General features: G+C 36.1%; 23 protein-coding genes, 2 pseudogenes and 1 other annotated feature. Of the genes and pseudogenes, 24 read left to right on the forward strand and 1 reads right to left on the reverse strand.

What is annotated here, in order from left to right; genetic code table 11:
* Positions 1-6 precede the first annotated feature (6 nt).
* From R8495_RS04910 to R8495_RS04980, 15 genes and pseudogenes are all read left to right on the forward strand, one after another.
* Positions 7-1,626: a putative polysaccharide biosynthesis protein gene (locus tag R8495_RS04910; RefSeq protein WP_317636426.1), complete on the forward strand. Its 1,620-nt coding sequence runs from the start codon at positions 7-9 to the stop codon at positions 1,624-1,626.
* A gap of 97 nt (positions 1,627-1,723) precedes the next feature.
* Entirely contained in the window at positions 1,724-2,443 is a 720-nt protein-coding gene (locus R8495_RS04915) for a YebC/PmpR family DNA-binding transcriptional regulator (RefSeq protein ID WP_317636427.1), read from the forward strand.
* A 272-nt stretch (positions 2,444-2,715) separates the two neighbouring features.
* Entirely contained in the window at positions 2,716-3,660 is a 945-nt protein-coding gene (locus tag R8495_RS04920) for a 2-dehydropantoate 2-reductase (protein ID WP_317636428.1), read from the forward strand.
* A gap of 9 nt (positions 3,661-3,669) precedes the next feature.
* Entirely contained in the window at positions 3,670-4,758 is a 1,089-nt protein-coding gene (locus R8495_RS04925) for a PTS sugar transporter subunit IIC (protein WP_317636429.1), read from the forward strand.
* An 85-nt stretch (positions 4,759-4,843) separates the two neighbouring features.
* A complete protein-coding gene (locus R8495_RS04930; protein ID WP_317636430.1) occupies positions 4,844-6,094 on the forward strand; it encodes an oligosaccharide MFS transporter in 1,251 nt (416 codons plus the stop codon).
* 110 nt (positions 6,095-6,204) lie between these two features.
* Positions 6,205-7,481: pseudogene (locus tag R8495_RS04935) on the forward strand (oligosaccharide MFS transporter).
* 18 nt (positions 7,482-7,499) lie between these two features.
* Positions 7,500-8,945: a glycoside hydrolase family 32 protein gene (locus R8495_RS04940; RefSeq protein ID WP_317636431.1), complete on the forward strand. Its 1,446-nt coding sequence runs from the start codon at positions 7,500-7,502 to the stop codon at positions 8,943-8,945.
* Positions 8,946-8,988: 43 nt separating this feature from the next.
* The gene (locus R8495_RS04945) at positions 8,989-9,963 is read left to right on the forward strand and encodes a LacI family DNA-binding transcriptional regulator (protein WP_317636432.1); all 975 of its coding nucleotides are present in this window, start codon (positions 8,989-8,991) and stop codon (positions 9,961-9,963) included.
* Between the two features lie 113 nt (positions 9,964-10,076).
* Positions 10,077-11,036, forward strand: coding sequence for a competence type IV pilus ATPase ComGA (gene comGA / locus R8495_RS04950; protein WP_486684821.1), 960 nt, complete (start codon positions 10,077-10,079; stop codon positions 11,034-11,036).
* Entirely contained in the window at positions 11,029-12,015 is a 987-nt protein-coding gene (locus tag R8495_RS04955; protein ID WP_317636433.1) for a type II secretion system F family protein, read from the forward strand. The genes comGA and R8495_RS04955 overlap by 8 nt, the downstream gene beginning before the upstream one ends.
* 1 nt (position 12,016) lies before the next feature.
* Positions 12,017-12,349, forward strand: coding sequence for a competence type IV pilus major pilin ComGC (comGC, locus tag R8495_RS04960; RefSeq protein ID WP_317636434.1), 333 nt, complete (start codon positions 12,017-12,019; stop codon positions 12,347-12,349).
* On the forward strand, positions 12,273-12,773 hold the full coding sequence (locus R8495_RS04965) for a hypothetical protein (RefSeq protein ID WP_317636435.1): 501 nt from the start codon (positions 12,273-12,275) through the stop codon (positions 12,771-12,773). The genes comGC and R8495_RS04965 overlap by 77 nt, the downstream gene beginning before the upstream one ends.
* Entirely contained in the window at positions 12,760-13,071 is a 312-nt protein-coding gene (locus tag R8495_RS04970; RefSeq protein WP_317636436.1) for a hypothetical protein, read from the forward strand. Before R8495_RS04965 ends, R8495_RS04970 begins: the two co-directional genes overlap by 14 nt.
* A complete protein-coding gene (locus tag R8495_RS04975) occupies positions 13,061-13,504 on the forward strand; it encodes a ComGF family competence protein (RefSeq protein ID WP_317636437.1) in 444 nt (147 codons plus the stop codon). The genes R8495_RS04970 and R8495_RS04975 overlap by 11 nt, the downstream gene beginning before the upstream one ends.
* A gap of 7 nt (positions 13,505-13,511) precedes the next feature.
* Positions 13,512-13,751: a hypothetical protein gene (locus R8495_RS04980; protein ID WP_317636438.1), complete on the forward strand. Its 240-nt coding sequence runs from the start codon at positions 13,512-13,514 to the stop codon at positions 13,749-13,751.
* Here the strand turns inward: R8495_RS04980 and R8495_RS04985 are convergent.
* A complete protein-coding gene (locus R8495_RS04985) occupies positions 13,748-14,902 on the reverse strand; it encodes an ArgE/DapE family deacylase (protein WP_317636439.1) in 1,155 nt (384 codons plus the stop codon). The genes R8495_RS04980 and R8495_RS04985 overlap by 4 nt on opposite strands.
* A gap of 112 nt (positions 14,903-15,014) precedes the next feature.
* Positions 15,015-15,252 (forward strand) — a binding site (T-box leader).
* 49 nt (positions 15,253-15,301) lie between these two features.
* Between R8495_RS04985 and R8495_RS04990 the strand changes: the two genes are divergently transcribed.
* The 9 genes and pseudogenes from R8495_RS04990 (at position 15,302) to R8495_RS05030 (ending at position 21,923) form a co-directional block, all read left to right on the forward strand.
* On the forward strand, positions 15,302-16,138 hold the full coding sequence (locus R8495_RS04990) for a MetQ/NlpA family ABC transporter substrate-binding protein (protein ID WP_317636440.1): 837 nt from the start codon (positions 15,302-15,304) through the stop codon (positions 16,136-16,138).
* 30 nt (positions 16,139-16,168) lie between these two features.
* The gene (locus R8495_RS04995) at positions 16,169-17,200 is read left to right on the forward strand and encodes a methionine ABC transporter ATP-binding protein (protein ID WP_317636591.1); all 1,032 of its coding nucleotides are present in this window, start codon (positions 16,169-16,171) and stop codon (positions 17,198-17,200) included.
* Positions 17,201-17,454: 254 nt separating this feature from the next.
* Positions 17,455-18,270, forward strand: a pseudogene (locus tag R8495_RS05000) (class I tRNA ligase family protein); the annotation flags it as partial.
* Positions 18,271-18,277: 7 nt separating this feature from the next.
* Complete coding sequence (locus tag R8495_RS05005) at positions 18,278-18,508, forward strand: hypothetical protein (RefSeq protein WP_317636441.1); 231 nt, start codon at positions 18,278-18,280, stop codon at positions 18,506-18,508.
* A gap of 51 nt (positions 18,509-18,559) precedes the next feature.
* Positions 18,560-18,796, forward strand: a complete 237-nt coding sequence (locus R8495_RS05010; protein WP_317636442.1) for an oligosaccharide flippase family protein — start codon at positions 18,560-18,562, stop codon at positions 18,794-18,796.
* Positions 18,797-18,915: 119 nt separating this feature from the next.
* Complete coding sequence (locus R8495_RS05015; protein ID WP_317636443.1) at positions 18,916-19,242, forward strand: MATE family efflux transporter; 327 nt, start codon at positions 18,916-18,918, stop codon at positions 19,240-19,242.
* Positions 19,243-19,638: 396 nt separating this feature from the next.
* Positions 19,639-19,890 carry a hypothetical protein gene (locus R8495_RS05020; protein WP_317636444.1) on the forward strand — a complete coding sequence of 84 codons (252 nt, stop codon included), beginning with the start codon at positions 19,639-19,641 and terminating at the stop codon, positions 19,888-19,890.
* Positions 19,891-19,987: 97 nt separating this feature from the next.
* Entirely contained in the window at positions 19,988-20,707 is a 720-nt protein-coding gene (locus R8495_RS05025) for a YebC/PmpR family DNA-binding transcriptional regulator (RefSeq protein WP_317636427.1), read from the forward strand.
* 271 nt (positions 20,708-20,978) lie between these two features.
* Complete coding sequence (locus R8495_RS05030; protein ID WP_317636428.1) at positions 20,979-21,923, forward strand: 2-dehydropantoate 2-reductase; 945 nt, start codon at positions 20,979-20,981, stop codon at positions 21,921-21,923.

Consider the following 21,923-nt stretch of genomic DNA (forward strand, 5'->3'; position numbering starts at 1 on the left):
GAATTCTTGGCAAACGATAAAAGCACCAATTCAAAATTTATCAGCGGTTCATTTTGGATGACATTTGGTAACGTTGCCTCCAATCTCTTAGGGGCACTTTATGTAATTCCCTGGCTTAATTGGTTACGACCAAATGATGCAATCGCTAACTCTCTTTTTTCAAAAGGATATCAGTGGTATGCGCTTTTTCTGGTTATCTCACAGGCTGGGATTCCAGGAGCTATTGCAAAACAAGTAGCAAAGTATAACGCTTTGGGTGAGTATTCTACCAGCAAAAAGATTTTTAAACATGGAGCCATGTTTATGGTGGCACTGGGGTTTTTGTTTAGTGTGATAATGTTTGTTGTTGCACCAGTCCTTTCAGCTGGCGATAATCGATTAATTCCGATTTTTCGCTCGCTTTCTGTTGCAATTTTGATAATTCCGGTTATGAGTCTTTTACGAGGATTTACTCAAGGTTTCAATGATATGAAACCATCAGCCATCTCTCTACTTATTGAGCAAATTTTCCGCATTATTTTTATCTTAGGATCGACGTATCTAATTATTAAGGTTTTTCACCGTTCCTATGTTCTAGCAGTTGTTTTTTCAACGTTTGCAGCTTTTATTGGCGCAGTTTTTTCCCTTTTGTTTCTTTTAAGTACAATTTTGCTTCATAAAAAAAAATATCATTTAAACGTTAATGAAAGGAATTCCAGGCTTTCAACTACAGATTTATTTCTTGAGATTATTAAGCAATCAGTCCCGTACATTTTCACTGATTCTTCAATCACTTTGTTTTTCTTAATTGATCAGTACACTTTTAATCGAGCGATGCTTTTGGTTAAACATTATTCCAAGGATCAATTGGACTTCTTCTACGCATTATTTGCTGCAAATGCCAATAAATTAACGACGATTGTCTTGTCGCTAGCAGTTGCGATGGCAGTGAGTTTAACTCCGCTTTTATCATCAATGATTACAAAAAAAGAAGTAGGAAAAATTAGAGTTCAGATCAGGAAAATTCTTGAAGTATTTAATTTCATCATATTTCCGGCTTCATTAGGTGTTATGGCTGTTGCAGCACCGCTTTACACTATTTTTTATCGCTATGATCGATTAGGAATTTTAATTCTCCAAATTTCAGCAGTTGTTTGTATTGTTGAAGCTATGTTTATGGTATTATCTGCGATTTTTCAGGCTTCATACTTTAATTCAGTTGCAATTAAATATTTATTGTTTGGGATTGGATTAAAACTTTTATTTCAGTTCCCTTGCGTTTATTTTATGCGGGAAAAAGGAGCTATTTTTGCCACGGGACTGGCGCTTTTAATTACGTGTCTGTTAATGTTTAGGGAATTGGTTCATACATTTTCTTTAAAACTTAATTATTTTATGCGCCGTTCATTTGCCCTTTTATTGCTTTCGATGGTCATGGCCTTGGTCACTAATTTTGCGGTTAAACTTATGTATCATTTTGTAGATCCAAGAGATCGTTTTTTGGCGGTAATTATTTTAATTGTTGCCATCATTTTGGGCGTTATAATTTATGGCTTCCTTGTTTTAAAGACAGGCCTGGCCAATTATGTTTTTGGGAAAAAGGCTCTTCAAAAGATCAAAAAAATGATTTTTCGTTCGGGCAATTGAGGCTTAGTATTGAATGAACTGGCATAGAGTGCTATATTATTTAACGGTAAACGATAATGGTAGACATTTATAGAATTTAACTAAAGGAGTTTTGAATATGTCAGGACATTCAAAATGGCACAATATTCAAGGTCGTAAAAACGCTCAAGACGCAAAGAGAGGAAAGATTTTTCAAAAAATATCGAAAGAACTTTATGTTGCGGCAAAGGCTGGAGGACCTGATCCGTCAGGTAATCCTAATTTACGATTGGTTATGGAGAAAGCTAAACAAGCTAACATGCCAAAAGACAATATTAAACGGGCAATTGATAAAGCATCAGGAGTTGGCGGTGCAAATTATGAGGAAATTGTCTATGAAGGATACGGTCCCGGCGGAGTTGCTGTTTTGGTTTATGCTTTAACCGATAACAAAAATCGAACTGCAACCGAAGTTAGAATGGCATTTAATCGTAACGGCGGAACAATGGGGGAAACTGGTTCAGTATCTTACATGTTTTCTCGTAAGGGTGAAATTATTATCCCTAAAGAAGACCAAGATCTCGACGAAGATCAATTGACACTAGATGCTTTAGACGCTGGCGCGGATGATATCGTTAATGAAGATGATTATTATACGATTTATACTGATCCCAAATCTCTTAATGAGGTTAAAGAGAGTTTAGAGAAGTCTGGATACGTTCTTTCAAGTGCAGAAGTAAGCATGATTCCTAACGTTACAACTAAAGTGCCAGAAGACAAAGAAGAAAAATTTGAACACATGCTGGATGCACTTGATGATAGTGATGATGTTTCAGATGTTTATACTGCGGCAGAATAATTATTTTTGATAGCCTTTGAAAAAGGGCTTTTTTTTTTGCAACAAATGAGGTAATTTTCAATTTTTTTCTGAATTTTTATTTGATAAATTTCAAATGTGATTTTGTAGGCAAATTAAAGATCTTGATTTATCAAGGATTTCAGCGTTTTTTTAAAAAACAAATTGAATTTTTTTGAAAAAAATTTTTGAATATCATTGTTTATTGATTCATAAATTGATACAATAACTTTACTTTTTTTCAGAAAAGAATATCAATAACGGGGGAACAAATTATGAAAATTACAATTCTTGGTGCTGGTGGGATGGGTAGCCGTTTTGCAATTAAATTGCACAAAAAAGGAAATGATGTCAAATTGATTGATGGTTGGCAGATAAACGTAGATACAATCAAAAAAAATGGAATATTCGCTAATTTTAATGGTGAAGAGCTCTTTGAATATATTCCGATTATATCGCCTGAAGAGATTGAAAAAGATGAACAACAGGCCGATTTAATTATTGTTTTTACTAAATCATATCAATTGCGAGAGATGCTCCAAGGGGTAAAGCAGATTATTGGCCCTAATACCTATGTCTTGTGCTTGTTAAATGGGATGGGTCATGAAGAGGTATTAAAGGAGTTTGTACCAAAGCAAAATATTTTGTTAGGTATTACGATGTGGACAGCGATTATGGAGGCTCCTGGTAGAGTTAAATTGTTTGGGACGGGGGATGTCGAAATGCAAAACCTTGAACCAGGGTCAGATCACAAAAAATTTGCTGAAGAAGTTGTTGGGGTTTTAAGTGATGCGGGATTGAATGCTCGTTACAGTGAAAACGTTAAATATTCTATTTATCGCAAAGCTGCGTTAAATGGGACCTTAAATAGTTTATGTACGATCTTAGAATGCAATATCGGTCAATTAGGAAAAACTAAGGAGGCAGAAACTCTTCTTAAAGAGATAATTGCTGAATTTGCGGCTGTCGGGGCAAAAGAGGGAATTAACTTAGACCAAGAAGAAGTTTACGAACATATTTACCAAACTTTTTTGGGCGATATTACTGAACATTATCCTTCGATGTATCAAGATTTGATCAAGAATCATCGGCCAACTGAAATTGATTTCATTAATGGTGCAATTTCTAGTAAAGGAACAAAATATGGGGTGCCAACGCCTTATTGCACTCTATTAACTCAATTAATCCATGCAAAGGAACAAATAATAAATGTAAGTTAGGGGAAAAATATGACAAATGAAGCAACGCAAGAAAAAATAACTGCCAGTAGTTTTATGAATAATATCTTAGCAGGAACTGCAACAGGAATTATTGTTGGATTACTGCCAAATGCGGTATTATCGGGAATTTTGAAATTATTTGGACCAAACCCAATTGCCGTTCAATTGACCAGAGTTTTACTCACTTTTCAATTTACGACACCGTTGTTGATAGGTGCATTAATCGCTTTGGCTTTTAATTTTACCAAAGTTGATATCGCTATTGTAGCAGGTGCTGCCTACGTTGGTTCTGGAGTAACTCAGTTTAATCCCAAGATTTTAAATCCTGTGACAAAAGCTGCAGGGATGTTTGTTTCTAACGGGACTGGAGATTTAATTAATACGATGTTAACGGCCGCGATTGCGGTGGGCTTGACCTTATTGGTAGGGGATAAATTTGGTTCAGTCAAAATCGTTGCAGGTCCAATTTTAATTGGGGGTGGTGCAAGTTGGATTGGGCTTATTATCTTACCTTATGTTGCTAAAATTACAGTTTGGATTGGTGATGTAATCAATTCATTTACAAAGTTACAGCCAGTTTTAATGAGTATATTAATCGCTTGTATGTTTGCTGTAATTCTTATCACTCCCATATCGACCGTGGCAATCGGAATGGCAATTCAATTAAATGGTTTATCCGCTGGAGCTGCGGCAATGGGTGTTGCAGCAACTACAATTGTTCTGGTGGTTCATTCGTGGAAAGTCAATAAATCAGGGATGACTTTGGCAATTGCTCTAGGAGCTATGAAAATGATGATTCCTAATTTGTTCCGTCATCCGATTATTCTTTTACCAATTTTAACCACAACAATTATTTCAGCAATCCCAGTTGCAATTTTTGGGGTCTCGGGAACGCCTGCTTCAGCTGGTTTTGGTTTAGTTGGAATGGTCGGGCCCTTAGCATCACTTGATGCAGGTAAAGCCAGTCTTAATATTGTTGTCGCTTTGATTGTGTGGTTTGTAATTCCAATTGCATTGGCTCTAATTTCTCGTTTTATTTATCAGAATATGCTACACATTTATGACGAAAAAGTAGTCTTTGCATATCTAGGTGAATAAAATCTATATGTGATATAGTGTTCTTAAAAGAGCACTTTTTTTGTGCTATAAATCGTTATTGTTAATGAAAATGAAGGTATACTTAATGAAATCAAAAAAAATTTTAAATCAGACGTTAAATAACGAATCGTATTTACAAAGTGCAGCGACATTGATGCTATTCTTTGCTTCGATGGGTGTATGGTGGTCATTTTTTCAAGTTTGGCTAACTTCTACGAAAAATGGGTTAGGTTTATCAGGCGCTGAGGTAGGGACCATCTATGGTACTAACTCAATGGTGACACTGATTTTAATGTTTATTTATGGTGCAATTCAGGATAAATTGGTGACCAAACGTTATTTGTTAATTTTTTGTGCGGTCATAGATACACTAATTGGGCCTTTCTTTGTTTGGATTTATTCGCCTCTTTTGCATCATAATTTCATTTTAGGAATAATAACAGGGTCCTTTGTACTTTCAGCAGGTTTTTTGTCTGCATCGGGGGTTTTTGAGGCAGTTTCAGAAAAATTAAGTCGTCGTTTTAACTTTGAATATGGTTACGCTCGGGCAGGGGGATCTCTTGGCTATGCTTCAGTTACCTTACTAGCGGGTTTTTTATTTCCAATCAATCCACAATTGAATTTTTGGTTTGGATCTTTCTTAGGTTTATTGTTACTCTTGGAGCTCATTTTCTGGCGACCTAACACCAAGAAAGAAGATACGTCAAAAAAAGAACAAATTCCCAAAGTAAGAGATATGTTTGGGGTATTAAAAATTCGTGATCTTTGGTTGATCATAATTTTTGTGATGTTTACTACAACGTTTTTTACTGTCTTTGATCAGCAAATGTTTCCGGATTTTTATACGCGTTTATTTGCAACGCCAGAATTAGGTCAGCGGATGTATGGAATTTTAAATTCGGTTCAAGTTTTCACAGAAGCTTTGATGATGAGTTTAGTGCCAATTTTGATGAAAAAAATCGGGGTTAGAAATTCATTACTGTTAGGAGTCGCCTTAATGTTTGTGCGAATTGGTGCTTGCGGATTATTGCATGACCCTTTAGCAATTTCCTTTATAAAAGTTTTTCAGGCAATTGAAGTACCCCTTTTCTTACTCTCTATTTTCAGATATTTTAACATCCATTTCGATCCGAAACTCTCAGCAACACTTTACATGATCGGGTTTCAAGTAGCTTCCCAAGTAGGTCAAATCTTATTGTCAACTCCTTTAGGAACTTTAAGAGATCGAGTTGGTTACAGTGATACTTTTTACGTAATTGCGCTAATTGTTTTAACTGCAGGCATTTACGCCTTTTTTGTTTTAAAGAAAGATCCCCCAAAAAAAGTCAATGAATAGAAAAAACATGCTAACCGGTTGACACCTTTAGAGAAAGCGCTATAATATTTTGTTGTAAGCGTTATGCTAACCGGTTAGTATAACTAATAAAAAGATTGAGGATATTGGTAATGAAGTCAAAAAATTCTTTAGCTCAGACTTTAAAAAATCCTTCCTACTTGCAAAGTTCCGTAACTTTGTTATTGTTCTTTGCTTCGTGGGGAGTGTGGTGGTCATTTTTTCAAGTTTGGTTAACTTCGACTAAAAACGGCCTAGGCTTGTCAGGCAGTGAAGTAGGGACCATCTATGGAGCTAATTCGTTAGTGACGCTAATATTAATGTTTATCTACGGCACTTTACAGGATAAATTAGTAATTAAAAGATATTTGTTAATTTTTTGTGCGATTATTGAATCGTTGATTGGTCCTTTCTTTGTTTGGATCTATTCGCCTTTATTACATCGAAATTTTCTTCTAGGAATTATAGCTGGTTCGTTCTATCGGCGGGATTTTTGTCTGCATCAGGAATTTTTGAAGCAGTTTCAGAAAAATTAAGTCGGAGATTCAATTTTGAATATGGACAGGCTCGAGCTTGGGGGTCATTTGGCTATGCGTTAGTTGCTTTATTGGCTGGTTTTTTATTTCCGATTAATCCGCAACTGAATTTTTGGGTTGGCTCTCTGTTTGGCGTATTACTGCTTTTAGAACTCGTTTTTTGGACGCCAAAACAGGAAAAAGAAGCTGATTTAGCGGATGAAGAAGATTCTGAAGAACAAACACCAAAAATTAAAGATATGTTGGGATTGTTAAAAATTCGGGATCTTTGGTTAATCATCATTTTCATTATGTTTACGAATACTTTTTATACCGTTTTTGACCAGCAGATGTTTCCCGAGTTTTACACACGTTTGTTTGCTACTGCTGAATTGGGTCAGCATATGTATGGAATTTTAAATTCGGTGCAAGTTTTCTGTGAGGCGTTGATGATGAGTTTAGTGCCAATTTTGATGAAGAAAATTGGAGTTAGAAATGCGTTGCTTTTGGGAGTAACTGTGATGTTTGTGCGAATAGGAGCTTGCGGTTTATTTCATAATCCGGTGGCAATTTCCTGTATTAAAATGTTACACTCAATTGAGGTGCCTTTATTTTCGCTCCCAATTTTTCGATATTTTACACTCCATTTTGATACCAAATTGTCAGCAACTCTCTACATGATTGGCTTTCAGGTGGCATCGCAAGTGGGGCAATTTTTATTGTCAACTCCGTTGGGCACATTAAGAGATAAAGTCGGCTACAGCAATACTTTCCATGTAATTGCATTAACCGTTTTGATTGCGGGAATTTATGCATTCTTTGTGTTAAAAAAGGATGATCAAGATGTTTATGGTGATCCTTTTATCCGATCATAAAAAAAGTGAGGTTTAAAAATGACTGAAGTAAAAAAATTACAAGAATTAAGCGATTTGCGTTATCGTTTAGGATATCATTTGATGGCACCATCTGGCTGGATCAACGATCCCAATGGCTTTTGCTATTTTAAAGGTTATTATCATATCTTTTATCAATATCATCCGTATTCGTCTGAATGGGGTCCGATGCACTGGGGTCATGCCAGAAGTCGTGATTTACTGCACTGGGAGACACTACCGATTGCACTGACTCCAGGGGATTCTGAAGATAAAGACGGTTGTTTTTCAGGAAGTGCAATTGTTAAAGATGATGTTCTTTATTTGATTTATACGGGCAACAATTATTATGACGACGGCGATCCAGAACATTACTGGCAAAATCAAAATTTGGCTTTTAGTCAAGATGGCATTCATTTTACGAAGTACGAAAAGAACCCAATTATTGCGACGCCACCAAAAGACAATACGAAAAATTTTCGTGATCCAAAAGTCTGGGAGCGAGATGGATTATACTATTTGGCGGTTGGGAGTCAAAACAATGATCAGTTAGGACGCTTGTTAGTCTATCGATCTGACGATTTAAAGACCTGGGAATATTTGGGAGCTGTAGCAAAAGCAATTTCAGCTGATGAAGAAGGATATATGTGGGAATGTCCTGATCTTTTTCGTTTAAATGGACAAGATTTTCTGCTCACGTCTCCGCAAGGGATTGTTTCTCAAGCTGAAAAATATCTTAATATACACCAATCAGGCTATTTTGTTGGAGAATTTGATTATGAGAATAATATTTTTCGCCATGGTCAGTTTAATGAGCTCGATCAAGGTCATGATTTTTATGCACCTCAGACAATGCTGACTCCTGATGGTCGGAGAATTGCAATTGGATGGCTTAATATGTGGAGAAGCGACATGCCTGAACAAAAAGATGGCTGGGCTGGAGCGCTGACTTTGCCTCGTGAATTGGTTGAGCGAGTTGGTCAGATCTATCAACAGCCAATTGCAGAAATGAAATCTCTACGTCAGAAAACTTTAAGAGAAGGAAATATCTCTGTTCACAATTCCATTGAGTTAGTTAGTGGTTATTCTCAGCTGGAAATTAATTTGAAGATGGATCTCCAAGAATTTCAAGGAACAACATTTACAATTAATTTTGAAGATTCCAATTCTGATTCAAAAGTTGAATTAAAGTATCAGCGTGAACAAAATAAATTTATTTTAAAACGTTCAGATCGTTCAGATGCCCGTTATGCAAAACTGAAGATGAATGATCAACTTGAAATTCAGATTTTTGTCGATAAAAGTTCACTTGAAATTTTTCTAAATCAAGGGGAGTCAGTGTTTACAGATCGCTACTATTTCAATGGAACTCCTAAGATTTGCTTAACAAGTGAGAAAAATAATAATTTTGATTGCGCAGTTTATCAGTTGCCAGAAAAAATTAACACCTATCAGATTTGCAAATAAATTTTGGGATATAATAGACTCATTATCTACTTAGTGAGGAAAAATGCCAAAATTAGAAGATGTCGCTAAAAGAGCTAATTTATCAAAAACCACGGTTTCTCGCGTCTTGAATAACCGTGGTTATTTGAGTCAGAAAACAATTGATAAAGTTTATCAAGCAATGGAAGAGCTGAATTATCATCCTAATGTGGTAGCTCGTCAGCTTTACAAAAATAAAACTGATTTAATTGGAATTTTGCTTCCGACGGTTGCCAATCCCTTTTTCGGTGAATTAACGGCTTTTTTGGAGGATGATTTGTATCAACAAGGATTCAAAGTCTTGATTGGTAATTCAATGAACAATCCCCAAAAAGAAGCCGATTATCTTCAACAGTTGCTGATCAAGCAAGTTGATGGATTAATTGTTGGAACTCATAATCAAGGCATTGAACAGTATCATCAGTCAGGTTTGCCGATTGTGGCAATTGATCGGATTATGAACGAAGATATTCCGGTTATTGCTTCTGATAATTACCGTGGAGGAATTCTAGCAACTGAACGGTTAATTGAGCGCGGAGCAAAAAAAATAATTCATACTAACGGTCCAAATGATCTTGAAACTCCAGCAAAAAGACGGCGCGAAGCCTACGAACAGGTAATGAAGGCACATAATTTATCCCCAATTACTTATGAAGTGGATTTTAATATTACTCCCGCAGATAAAGTGAAAATTTTACGACGGATTTTTTTAGAACATCCAGATGTCGAAGCAATTTTTGCTTCTAACGATACGGATGCAGCGCAAATCATGCAGATTGCTCAAAATCTAGGCCGCCAAATTCCAAGAGATCTTTTATTGATTGGCTACGATGGGACGCAAATTGTACGTGAACTGTTGCCCCAGCTGACGACAGTCATTCAGCCAATTGACCAGATGGCAAAAAAATCGGTGGCAGTTTTAAAGCAGCGCTTAGCACAAGAATCTACAAAAAAAGAATATTTATTGCCGGTGAAATTGCAAGAAGGAACTACTGGTTAAATTAAAGGGCAGAAATTTCTGCTTTTTTTTTAACAAAAAAAATTTTTTTGCGTAATTTATAGAGCAGGAGGTTAAAAAAAGAAAGGAGGATTGTTCTGACAGTCTCGACAAATATTACTTCGCAGCTGCAAAACTGGATTAAGTCTCGCTATACTGATATCTACTTTTTGCCCCGGGGAAAGGGGTATCAGATTGCGGCTCAAGGCAAAGAGGGTTTTAAAATTCTCTCGAACCTTACTGATCAAACAGCAGCAACATTTATCAATTATTTTAAATTTACTGCTGGTTTAAATTTAGGTGAAACCAGGAGACCTCAGATGGGGGCAATGGATTTTACCACCGAGTTGCAGGAAAAAATTTATTTAAGAATTTCGACAATTGGAGATTTTAATAACCGTGAATCGCTTGTTTTACGCTTGATTTATCCGATTATCGATCAAATATCAGTATTTCGCTCACAAGACCTGGAATCTTTAGAATACTTCACGCAAAGACGTGGCTTGATGCTTTTTAGTGGGCCGACAGGTTCGGGCAAAACCACGTTGATTTATTATTTAGCACGTAAATTAGCGCAAAAATCGATGGTAATGACAGTGGAGGATCCAGTTGAAGTTTATGAACCGACATTTTTGCAGACCCAGGTTAATTTATCAGCCAAGATGAGTTATAGCGAGATTATTAAAGCTTGTCTTAGACACCGACCAGATGTTTTGATTATTGGGGAAATTAGAGATGAGACCTCCGCGCATGCAGCAATTACGGCATCTCTAAGTGGTCATTTAGTTTTTTCGACAATTCATGCACGCAGTATTTATGGGGTATTGGATCGCTTAACTGATCTTGGGATTAGTATGACTACTCTAAAAAATTGTCTGAATTCTGTTTGTTATCAAAGAATTTTACCCGATCAAAATCAAAATATGAAGGCGATGACCCAGGTGTTCGATGGCTTTAAAAGCGACTATCAATTTAGTGAAAAGCAAGTTTTAAAACATTGGCAAAATCAGTTAATTACAGCACTAAATAGAAGTCAAATTACAAAATCAACGTTAGAAAGGTTTATCTATGGCTAAAAATAAATTGGCACGCAAAGATCAAGCGATCATCATGATTCATTTAGGTGAAATGATGAAAAATGGCTTTTCAATTATTCAGGCGTTTAACTTTTTAGAGACAGTCTATCCAAAATATCAAAAAAGAATTCAAAAATTAACTAATCGTTTACATAATGGTGAGGTTTTAACCACTGCATTGACTGAATTGGGAATTGCCCAAAATATTATTGATCAATTAGAGATATCTTACGCACATGGTAACCTTCAAGAATCGTTTATAACATTCGGAAAAATGTTGCAATATCGTAATGCACAAACCAAGAAAATTTTACAGCTTCTAACTTATCCGATCTTTCTTTTGGCAATGCTAGCGGCCTTGCAGTTGGGATTAAAAGCCGCAGGTTTTCAAGCAATTACGGGTTCTTCTGAAAATAAGATGGATCAATTGATTAACATTAGTTTTTTCCTGGTGATCGGCCTCACCCTATCAGGATTAATTTTTTATTTAATAGTATCTTTACGGCCAGTTACCAAGCAAGTTCAAATTTTTAGAAAAGTGCCCCTAATCGGGAAGACGATTCTTTGTTATTACCATTATTTGATCATGTTTGATCTGACTTTATTCGTTCAAAATGGTTTTTCTATCAATCAGATGATTGCAATTTGTCATTCCCGCCCAAAAAAATCTTATTTGTTTCAAATCAGTCAGCAGATTGAAAAAGAAATTATCAGTGGGACAAATTTAATTGCAATTGTTCGTAAATACACATATTTTCCAACAGAATTAGAACAATTATTAGGTCGTGGTCTTGAAACTGAAAACTTAAAAATTGAGTTTTCAGCATTGACAAAAATTATTTACGAACGACTTTTGGCAGGAATTGAAAGAATTATCAATAAAATTCAGCCGTTAATGTTTCTTTTTGTGGGAGTATGCGTAGTAATTGTTTATCTAAATATTATGTTGCCTATTTTTCAAATGATGAAAGGAATTTAAAATGAAACAATTAATTAGTAAATTAAAAAAACACCAGAAGTCCAACGCATTTACGTTAATCGAAATGGTGATCGTACTCTTTATTATTGGTCTTTTAATGCTTCTTATTTTGCCTAATTTAAACAGTCAAAAGAAGAAAGCAGAAAATAAGACTAATTCAGCTTTAGTTACGACAATCCAAACGCAAGTTGATCTTTATTCTGATGAGATCGAAAAACCAATCACTTTGGATAAATTGAAAACAGCGGGAGCGATTAATGAACGCCAAGTCGAGCAAGCGAAAAAAGCTAAAATTTCGATCAGCAACGATGGCAATGTTTCCATCACTCCTTAAATGTAAGGCTTTTACGCTCATAGAAACAGTGATAACCCTGGCACTAACCGTGATGGTTCTAAGCATTTCTTTCTTAGTTCCTAAAACGACTTTTCGTGATCAGGAAATTAAAAATTTTACCGTCGAAATAAATCAGAAGTTTAATGTTTTAAAGGAACAGGCTTTGGTTAATGACGACTATTTTCTGATATTTTTTGATCGAGACATTCAGGAGATCACGGTGAAAAATCTTTTAACTCAAAAAACAAACACTTGTATGAAGTTACCTAAATTTTTAACGCTCGTTAAAAATTCAGAAGTGAGAATCTATGGGGAAAAAGGGATCGCGCCGATTTCTATCTTTTTTAAAGATCAGACAAATAATAATTTGTATCGTTTAACGTTACAGATGGGATGGGGGACGGTGACTTTTGTTAAAGTTTAGACTCAAAGCTTTTATTATGTTGGAAAGTATCATCTCGTTAGCTATTTTATCGCTGGGAGTTTTCAGCCTGACGAGTACTTATTGGTCGAGTTATCGGGCGACAAAAAAATTTTCAGAGCAAGAGAACTTAGCTTTTTGTTTGCGAAGTGCGGCGATGGCACGCCAAAAGCAAACCCAAATTCCACGTCAAATCACCATAAATAGTGTGATTTATGAAATTAGTTTGGATCGGGGCAAAATTAAAGCTATTAATCTCAGTAATCAGCATCAAATGGAGATTAATTGGAATGAAAAATAAATTACCAGCTTTTCTCTTAATTGAAGCGGTTATTTCTCTCTTTTTAACTTGTCTGGCGGTCTTTGTAATATCTTTAATAATCAGCTGTTTAAAGGCCATTAATCAGCAAGTCAAAAATGAAACAACTAACGATTATCATTTGGCAGTAATTCAAAGAGATATTTATTTAGGCGATGAAGTTAAGCTGCAGGAATTTTCACCAGATCAGCTGAAATTTTCTGGCGTATCTAATGGAAATACTGTTTTTTTAGAAAGATATAAAAATATGATCCGAGTTCGTAGTGTCAATGGCGGACATATGCCGCTTTTAACAGGAATTGATCAGTTAAGTTATCAGCAAGAAAACAATGAAACCATTAAGGAAAAAGTTGTAATCAATGGAAAAAAATTTGAAACATATATATTCTTTGAGACGTCACCGGCTGCGCGCTAGCACTATTTTGAGTGCAGTTTTAATTTTCAACTTGGTTTTAATTGTTGTTTTATTTATCGAGCGAAATACTTTAGATCACACTGATTCTAGTCAATTAATCAGTAACTATTATCTTAGTGATACGATTAGACGGCTTTGTCCCGAAGATCAAGAATATTTCGAAACCGATCAAGGAACCGTCAATAAAAAAGACGGAACAGTGACCGTTAAACTTAAAAATGGATATAAGCGGATTTTTAAACGCTAGTGCACATTGATGAAATACTTTTCGCCAATCAGCTTCAATGAATCAATTAAATGAAAATAACTGCTTAATGTGGTGAATTCATCTTTTTGATGAGAAATATTCCAATCATCAGCTCCAAAAATGGCTACAGGTAAATTAGGGTTAGCTCGAATAAATAAACTGGCGTCAGTGCCGCCTTTCATGATGTCGAGTTCAATGTCGTTAGTGGCGAAACCTTCTTGGGCCATAGATTTAATAAATTGGATAAATTCACTTTGAGGATCAGTGCCAATTGGCAAGAGATCGTTGATGATCGTTAATTTTAGTTGGTGATCAGGGAGCTGATTAATTTTATCAACTTCGGCGTTTAAGACCGAAATCACTTCTTCGTTAGAAAAACTGTTAGTTGGCCGAATATTTCCTCGGAGCAGGGCATAATTAGGGATCGTGTTGATTTGTTTGCCGCCTTCAATGATCGTTACACTGTGAGGAACTGGCCCTAAAATGGGGTCTTCGGGTGCATATTCAAAGAAGTGTTTCTCAACATTTAAAAAAGGCAGCAAGTTACTAATTGCATTAACTCCCTTGCTTGGATCTGAACTATGGGCAGCGATGCCAAAGCTTTCGACTTGATAATTCAAAAATCCTGAATGGGCATAAATTACCCGACCACTGGTAGGTTCAGAGATAACTAAGCCTGAAAGATCTTTGGAATAGCCTTGCTTGGTTAAAAGTTCTGAGCCAGGAGCCCCGCTTTCTTCGGCAAAAGTGGCTAAAAAGCGAATTTTTCCGGCCGGAAGTTTGCCTTCTTCAGTCATTTCGATTAAAGCGATGACTTGAGCTGCGAGACCGCTTTTCATGTCGGCTGCTCCTCGTCCATAAAGCCGATCACCTTCGATGTGACCAGAAAATGGGTCATAGGTCCATTCGTTGGTATCGCTAACTGCAACCGTATCCATGTGGCCTGAAAATCCTAAAATCCGAGGATCTTCACCTTGACCAATTTCAGCCACCAAGTTTGCGCGGTCCCCGTCAAGTGGGAGAACTTCGCTTTCGATTTGGTACTCAGATAATAAATCATGTAAGTATTGCGCCACTTTGATTTCGTGAGCGTTCTCTGAATTGATTTTGATCAAGTCTTGTAAAACTTTAATTTTCTTTTCTTTATTCATTTTTGTTCCTCCTGTTTGCTTAATTATAAACACAGTTGTCAATCTTTTGATTTTTTTTTCAAAAAAGATTTGACAATTAGTTCAAAATGATTTAAATTCTATATCAATCAAACCAAACAAGTTGATTGGGAAAGTAAATTGATGAAGTCTATCCAGAGAGCTTGAGAAGATGAGAACAAGTTAGATTAAGTCAATCGAAAATGGCCCATGATTGGCATCGCTGAATATTTTAAGCGATGATGCCTGGCACCCATTACCGTGCACGCTTATAGTACTTTTTGTAAGTTAGTGAGGGGATTAGTGTAAGCTGATCCTGAAGTAGAATGGTCCACGAGTAACTCGTTTCTAAATTATTTTAGAAGCGAGTTTTTTTGGTTTTAAATTTAGGAGGAATGGAAAATGAAAAAGTATCAAAAATTGTTATTGCTAGTTTTGACTTTCTGCGCTGCATTATTTTTAGTATCGTGTGGCAGCAGCAAGAAAAGCGAGTCATCGAGTGAGGGGACAAAAACAGTCAAGGTCGGGATTATTGGATCCGACGAACGGGTTTGGGATGCGATTAAGCCGGAGTTAAAGAAAAAGGGCATTGAGGTTAAATTGGTGCAATTTACGACTTACGATCAGCCAAACCAAGCTTTAGTCAGCGGCGATATTGATCTTAATTCTTATCAACATATTTTTTATTTAAATAATTGGAATAAAGCTCACCATGCTGATTTAGTACCAATTGGCAATACAATTATTGCTCCGCTGGCTGTTTATTCTAAGAAAATTAAAAGTATCGATAATTTAAAGAGCGGTGATACGATTTCAATTCCTAACGATGCTACGAATCAAGCACGGGCGCTGCAATTGCTGGAATCGGCAAAAGTTATCACTTTGAAATCAGGAGTTGAAATTCCAACGCCAAATGATGTCGTTAAGAATCCTAAAAAAGTTAAAATTACACCACTCGATGCTTCTCAAACCGCTCGTTCGCTTGATGACGTGACAGTGGCAATAATCAATAATGGCGTCGCACTTGATGCTAAATTGAATCCCCACACTGCTATTTACACTGAAAAAATTACAAAGAAATCTAAGCCTTGGATCAACGTTCTAGTTGCTCAAAAGAAAGACAAAAACAATAAAACGTATCAAGAAGTAGTTAAGGCGTATCAGACTGAAAAAGTTGCTCAAAAATTAAAAGAGGTCTACCAGGGTTCGTCGGTTCCCGCTTGGAATTATAAATTTTAAAGATAGAAGGTAATCACTTTGGAAGAACCAATTATTCAATTAAAAGACATCACTGTTGATTTTTCGAACAAGGAAAAGAAAGTACGGGCGGTTGATCACGTGAGCTTAAACGTTAATCGGGGCGATATTTTTGGAATCGTCGGCTACTCCGGTGCTGGTAAGAGCACTTTGGTACGAGTAATCAACCTGTTGCAGCGCCCAAGTGCGGGAGAAGTTCTGGTAAATGGTCAGGATCTCTTAAGTTTAAAAGAGCAGGAATTGCGCGCTAGCCGGAAAAAAATCGGGATGATTTTTCAACATTTCAATTTAATGAATGCCCGGACAATATTTAATAATGTTGCTTTTGCGCTAAAGGGCAGTGATTTGACCAAGCAGCAAAAATCAGAGCGAGTTAAGGAACTTCTGGAATTGGTTGGACTGAGCGATAAAGCTAATAATTACCCGAGTCAGTTATCTGGCGGCCAAAAGCAAAGGGTAGGAATTGCCCGAGCACTGGCAAATCATCCTGATATCTTGATTTCTGATGAGGCAACGAGTGCGCTGGATCCCAAGACTACTCAGTCGATTTTGGAATTATTGAATCGGTTGAACAAACAACTAGGATTAACGATCGTCTTAATTACGCACCAAATGGAAGCCGTTAAACAAATTAGCCATCAGGTGGCGGTGATGGATCAAGGTCGAATTATTGAAGAAGGTTCTGTTTATCAAATTTTCAGCGAGCCAAAAACTGCGCTCACTAAATCGTTTATTAACACTACAACTCGATTAGATGAGACTTTAGCAGCCTTCGATGTCAGAAATCTTAAGGCAGGGGAGAAGATGCTTCAACTCTCATATCTCGGAGAATCTGCAGATGAGCCATTGATCTCGTCTTTGTATCAGAAATTTCAAGTATCAGCCAATATTCTTTACGGCAACATCGAAATGCTTCAGGGGCAGCCGCTTGGCAATTTAGTGGTTATATTGTCAGGACAGTCAGAACAAATTACGCAAGCAATCGATTATTTAAAGCAATCAAAGGTGCACGTCAGAGAAATTGAAGGGATCGATGAAAAATGAGTTTTATTGCAAAATATTTACCAAATGTAGTAACTAATTGGAGCGGCGATTATGGATTTGTCAGTGCGATCTGGCAGACTCTCTATATGACCTTTGCTAGCGCATTTATGGCGGGAATTCTAGGATTGTTTTTCGGAGTTTTATTGGTGGTGACCGATAAAAACGGAATCAATCCCCACCCGGTTTTCTACAGTATCTTAGATAAATTAGTTAACGTCTTTCGTTCCATTCCCTTCATTATAATGTTAGCGCTCCTCCTACATCTGCTTTATGCGCGTTTTTGGTACAAGTTTTTATACGACTTAGGGGTTGTTCCAACCAAAGAACCTTTTCAAAAATTAGTCAACCAAGGTATGATTCTCGGAAATAATCACGAGAAAATGAGTAAGTCTAAGGGTAATGTTGTTAATCCTGATGATATTATTGAGGAATATGGGGTCGACTCCTTAAGAGTTTATGAAATGTTTATGGGACCACTCGAACAGTCAATTAGTTGGTCGGATGAAGGTTTAGCCGGAACAAGAAGATGGTTAGATCGAATTTGGCGGATCTATGTTGATGAAGATAGCGATGAACTTAGTTCAAAAATTACTGATCAAAACACACCAGAGCTAGATTTTATTTATCATAAAACCATTAAAACGGTGACTGAAGATTACAGTAGAATGCGATTTAATATTGCAATTTCTGCAATGATGGTCTTCATTAATGAAGTACAAAAGGCCGACCATTTTAATCGCGAAATGGCAACAAATTTCTTGAAATTATTAAATCCAATTGCTCCTCATTTAACAGAAGAACTAAATGAACGATTAGGTAATAATGAATCTTTAACATACTCGGAGTGGCCAACTTTTGATGTTAATAAGATTGTTGAGGATACGGTAACAATAGCCGTTCAGGTAAATGGCAAATTGAGAGGAACTATTGAAGCTTCTGTTGATGAGGATCAAGAACAGTTAAAAGATAAAGCTAAAAATCTGGAAAATGTTCAGAAATTTATTGAGGACCATCAAGTTGTTAAGACTATTGTAGTTCCTAATAAAATCGTTAATATTGTGGTTAAGTAGGGAATTCTTGGCAAACGATAAAAGCACCAATTCAAAATTTATCAGCGGTTCATTTTGGATGACATTTGGTAACGTTGCCTCCAATCTCTTAGGGGCACTTTATGTAATTCCCTGGCTTAATTGGTTACGACCAAATGATGCAATCGCTAACTCTCTTTTTCAAAAGGATATCAGTGGTATGCGCTTTTTCTGGTTATCTCACAGGCTGGGATTCCAGGAGCTATTGCAAAACAAGTAGCAAAGTATAACGCTTTGGGTGAGTATTCTACCAGCAAAAAGATTTTTAAACATGGAGCCATGTTATGGTGGCACTGGGGTTTTGTTTAGTGTGATAATGTTTGTTGTTGCACCAGTCCTTTCAGCTGGCGATAATCGATTAATTCCGATTTTTCGCTCGCTTTCTGTTGCAATTTTGATAATTCCGGTTATGAGTCTTTTACGAGGATTTACTCAAGGTTTCAATGATATGAAACCATCAGCCATCTCTCTACTTATTGAGCAAATTTCCGCATTATTTTTATCTTAGGATCGACGTATCTAATTATTAAGGTTTTTCACCGTTCCTATGTTCTAGCAGTTGTTTTTTCAACGTTTGCAGCTTTTATTGGCGCAGTTTTTTCCCTTTTGTTTCTTTTAAGTACAATTTTGCTTCATAAAAAAAAATATCATTTAAACGTTAATGAAAGGAATTCCAGGCTTTCAACTACAGATTTATTTCTTGAGATTATTAAGCAATCAGTCCCGTACATTTTCACTGATTCTTCAATCACTTTGTTTTTCTTAATTGATCAGTACACTTTTAATCGAGCGATGCTTTTGGTTAAACATTATTCCAAGGATCAATTGGACTTCTTCTACGCATTATTTGCTGCAAATGCCAATAAATTAACGACGATTGTCTTGTCGCTAGCAGTTGCGATGGCAGTGAGTTTAACTCCGCTTTTATCATCAATGATTACAAAAAAGAAGTAGGAAAAATTAGAGTTCAGATCAGGAAAATTCTTGAAGTATTTAATTTCATCATATTTCCGGCTTCATTAGGTGTTATGGCTGTTGCAGCACCGCTTTACACTATTTTTATCGCTATGATCGATTAGGAATTTTAATTCTCCAAATTTCAGCAGTTGTTTGTATTGTTGAAGCTATGTTTATGGTATTATCTGCGATTTTTCAGGCTTCATACTTTAATTCAGTTGCAATTAAATATTTATTGTTTGGGATTGGATTAAAACTTTTATTTCAGTTCCCTTGCGTTTATTTTATGCGGGAAAAAGGAGCTATTTTTGCCACGGGACTGGCGCTTTTAATTACGTGTCTGTTAATGTTTAGGGAATTGGTTCATACATTTTCTTAAAACTTAATTATTTTATGCGCCGTTCATTTGCCCTTTTATTGCTTTCGATGGTCATGGCCTTGGTCACTAATTTTGCGGTTAAACTTATGTATCATTTTGTAGATCCAAGAGATCGTTTTTTGGCGGTAATTATTTTAATTGTTGCCATCATTTTGGGCGTTATAATTTATGGCTTCCTTGTTTTAAAGACAGGCCTGGCCAATTATGTTTTTGGGAAAAAGGCTCTTCAAAAGATCAAAAAAATGATTTTTCGTTCGGGCAATTGAGGCTTAGTATTGAATGAACTGGCATAGAGTGCTATATTATTTAACGGTAAACGATAATGGTAGACATTTATAGAATTTAACTAAAGGAGTTTTGAATATGTCAGGACATTCAAAATGGCACAATATTCAAGGTCGTAAAAACGCTCAAGACGCAAAGAGAGGAAAGATTTTTCAAAAAATATCGAAAGAACTTTATGTTGCGGCAAAGGCTGGAGGACCTGATCCGTCAGGTAATCCTAATTTACGATTGGTTATGGAGAAAGCTAAACAAGCTAACATGCCAAAAGACAATATTAAACGGGCAATTGATAAAGCATCAGGAGTTGGCGGTGCAAATTATGAGGAAATTGTCTATGAAGGATACGGTCCCGGCGGAGTTGCTGTTTTGGTTTATGCTTTAACCGATAACAAAAATCGAACTGCAACCGAAGTTAGAATGGCATTTAATCGTAACGGCGGAACAATGGGGGAAACTGGTTCAGTATCTTACATGTTTTCTCGTAAGGGTGAAATTATTATCCCTAAAGAAGACCAAGATCTCGACGAAGATCAATTGACACTAGATGCTTTAGACGCTGGCGCGGATGATATCGTTAATGAAGATGATTATTATACGATTTATACTGATCCCAAATCTCTTAATGAGGTTAAAGAGAGTTTAGAGAAGTCTGGATACGTTCTTTCAAGTGCAGAAGTAAGCATGATTCCTAACGTTACAACTAAAGTGCCAGAAGACAAAGAAGAAAAATTTGAACACATGCTGGATGCACTTGATGATAGTGATGATGTTTCAGATGTTTATACTGCGGCAGAATAATTATTTTTGATAGCCTTTGAAAAAGGGCTTTTTTTTTTGCAACAAATGAGGTAATTTTCAATTTTTTTCTGAATTTTTATTTGATAAATTTCAAATGTGATTTTGTAGGCAAATTAAAGATCTTGATTTATCAAGGATTTCAGCGTTTTTTAAAAAACAAATTGAATTTTTTTGAAAAAAAATTTTGAATATCATTGTTTATTGATTCATAAATTGATACAATAACTTTACTTTTTTTCAGAAAAGAATATCAATAACGGGGGAACAAATTATGAAAATTACAATTCTTGGTGCTGGTGGGATGGGTAGCCGTTTTGCAATTAAATTGCACAAAAAAGGAAATGATGTCAAATTGATTGATGGTTGGCAGATAAACGTAGATACAATCAAAAAAAATGGAATATTCGCTAATTTTAATGGTGAAGAGCTCTTTGAATATATTCCGATTATATCGCCTGAAGAGATTGAAAAAGATGAACAACAGGCCGATTTAATTATTGTTTTTACTAAATCATATCAATTGCGAGAGATGCTCCAAGGGGTAAAGCAGATTATTGGCCCTAATACCTATGTCTTGTGCTTGTTAAATGGGATGGGTCATGAAGAGGTATTAAAGGAGTTTGTACCAAAGCAAAATATTTTGTTAGGTATTACGATGTGGACAGCGATTATGGAGGCTCCTGGTAGAGTTAAATTGTTTGGGACGGGGGATGTCGAAATGCAAAACCTTGAACCAGGGTCAGATCACAAAAAATTTGCTGAAGAAGTTGTTGGGGTTTTAAGTGATGCGGGATTGAATGCTCGTTACAGTGAAAACGTTAAATATTCTATTTATCGCAAAGCTGCGTTAAATGGGACCTTAAATAGTTTATGTACGATCTTAGAATGCAATATCGGTCAATTAGGAAAAACTAAGGAGGCAGAAACTCTTCTTAAAGAGATAATTGCTGAATTTGCGGCTGTCGGGGCAAAAGAGGGAATTAACTTAGACCAAGAAGAAGTTTACGAACATATTTACCAAACTTTTTTGGGCGATATTACTGAACATTATCCTTCGATGTATCAAGATTTGATCAAGAATCATCGGCCAACTGAAATTGATTTCATTAATGGTGCAATTTCTAGTAAAGGAACAAAATATGGGGTGCCAACGCCTTATTGCACTCTATTAACTCAATTAATCCATGCAAAGGAACAAATAATAAATGTAAGTTAG

Source organism: Xylocopilactobacillus apicola (assembly GCF_033095985.1).
GTDB lineage: Bacteria > Bacillota > Bacilli > Lactobacillales > Lactobacillaceae > Xylocopilactobacillus > Xylocopilactobacillus apicola.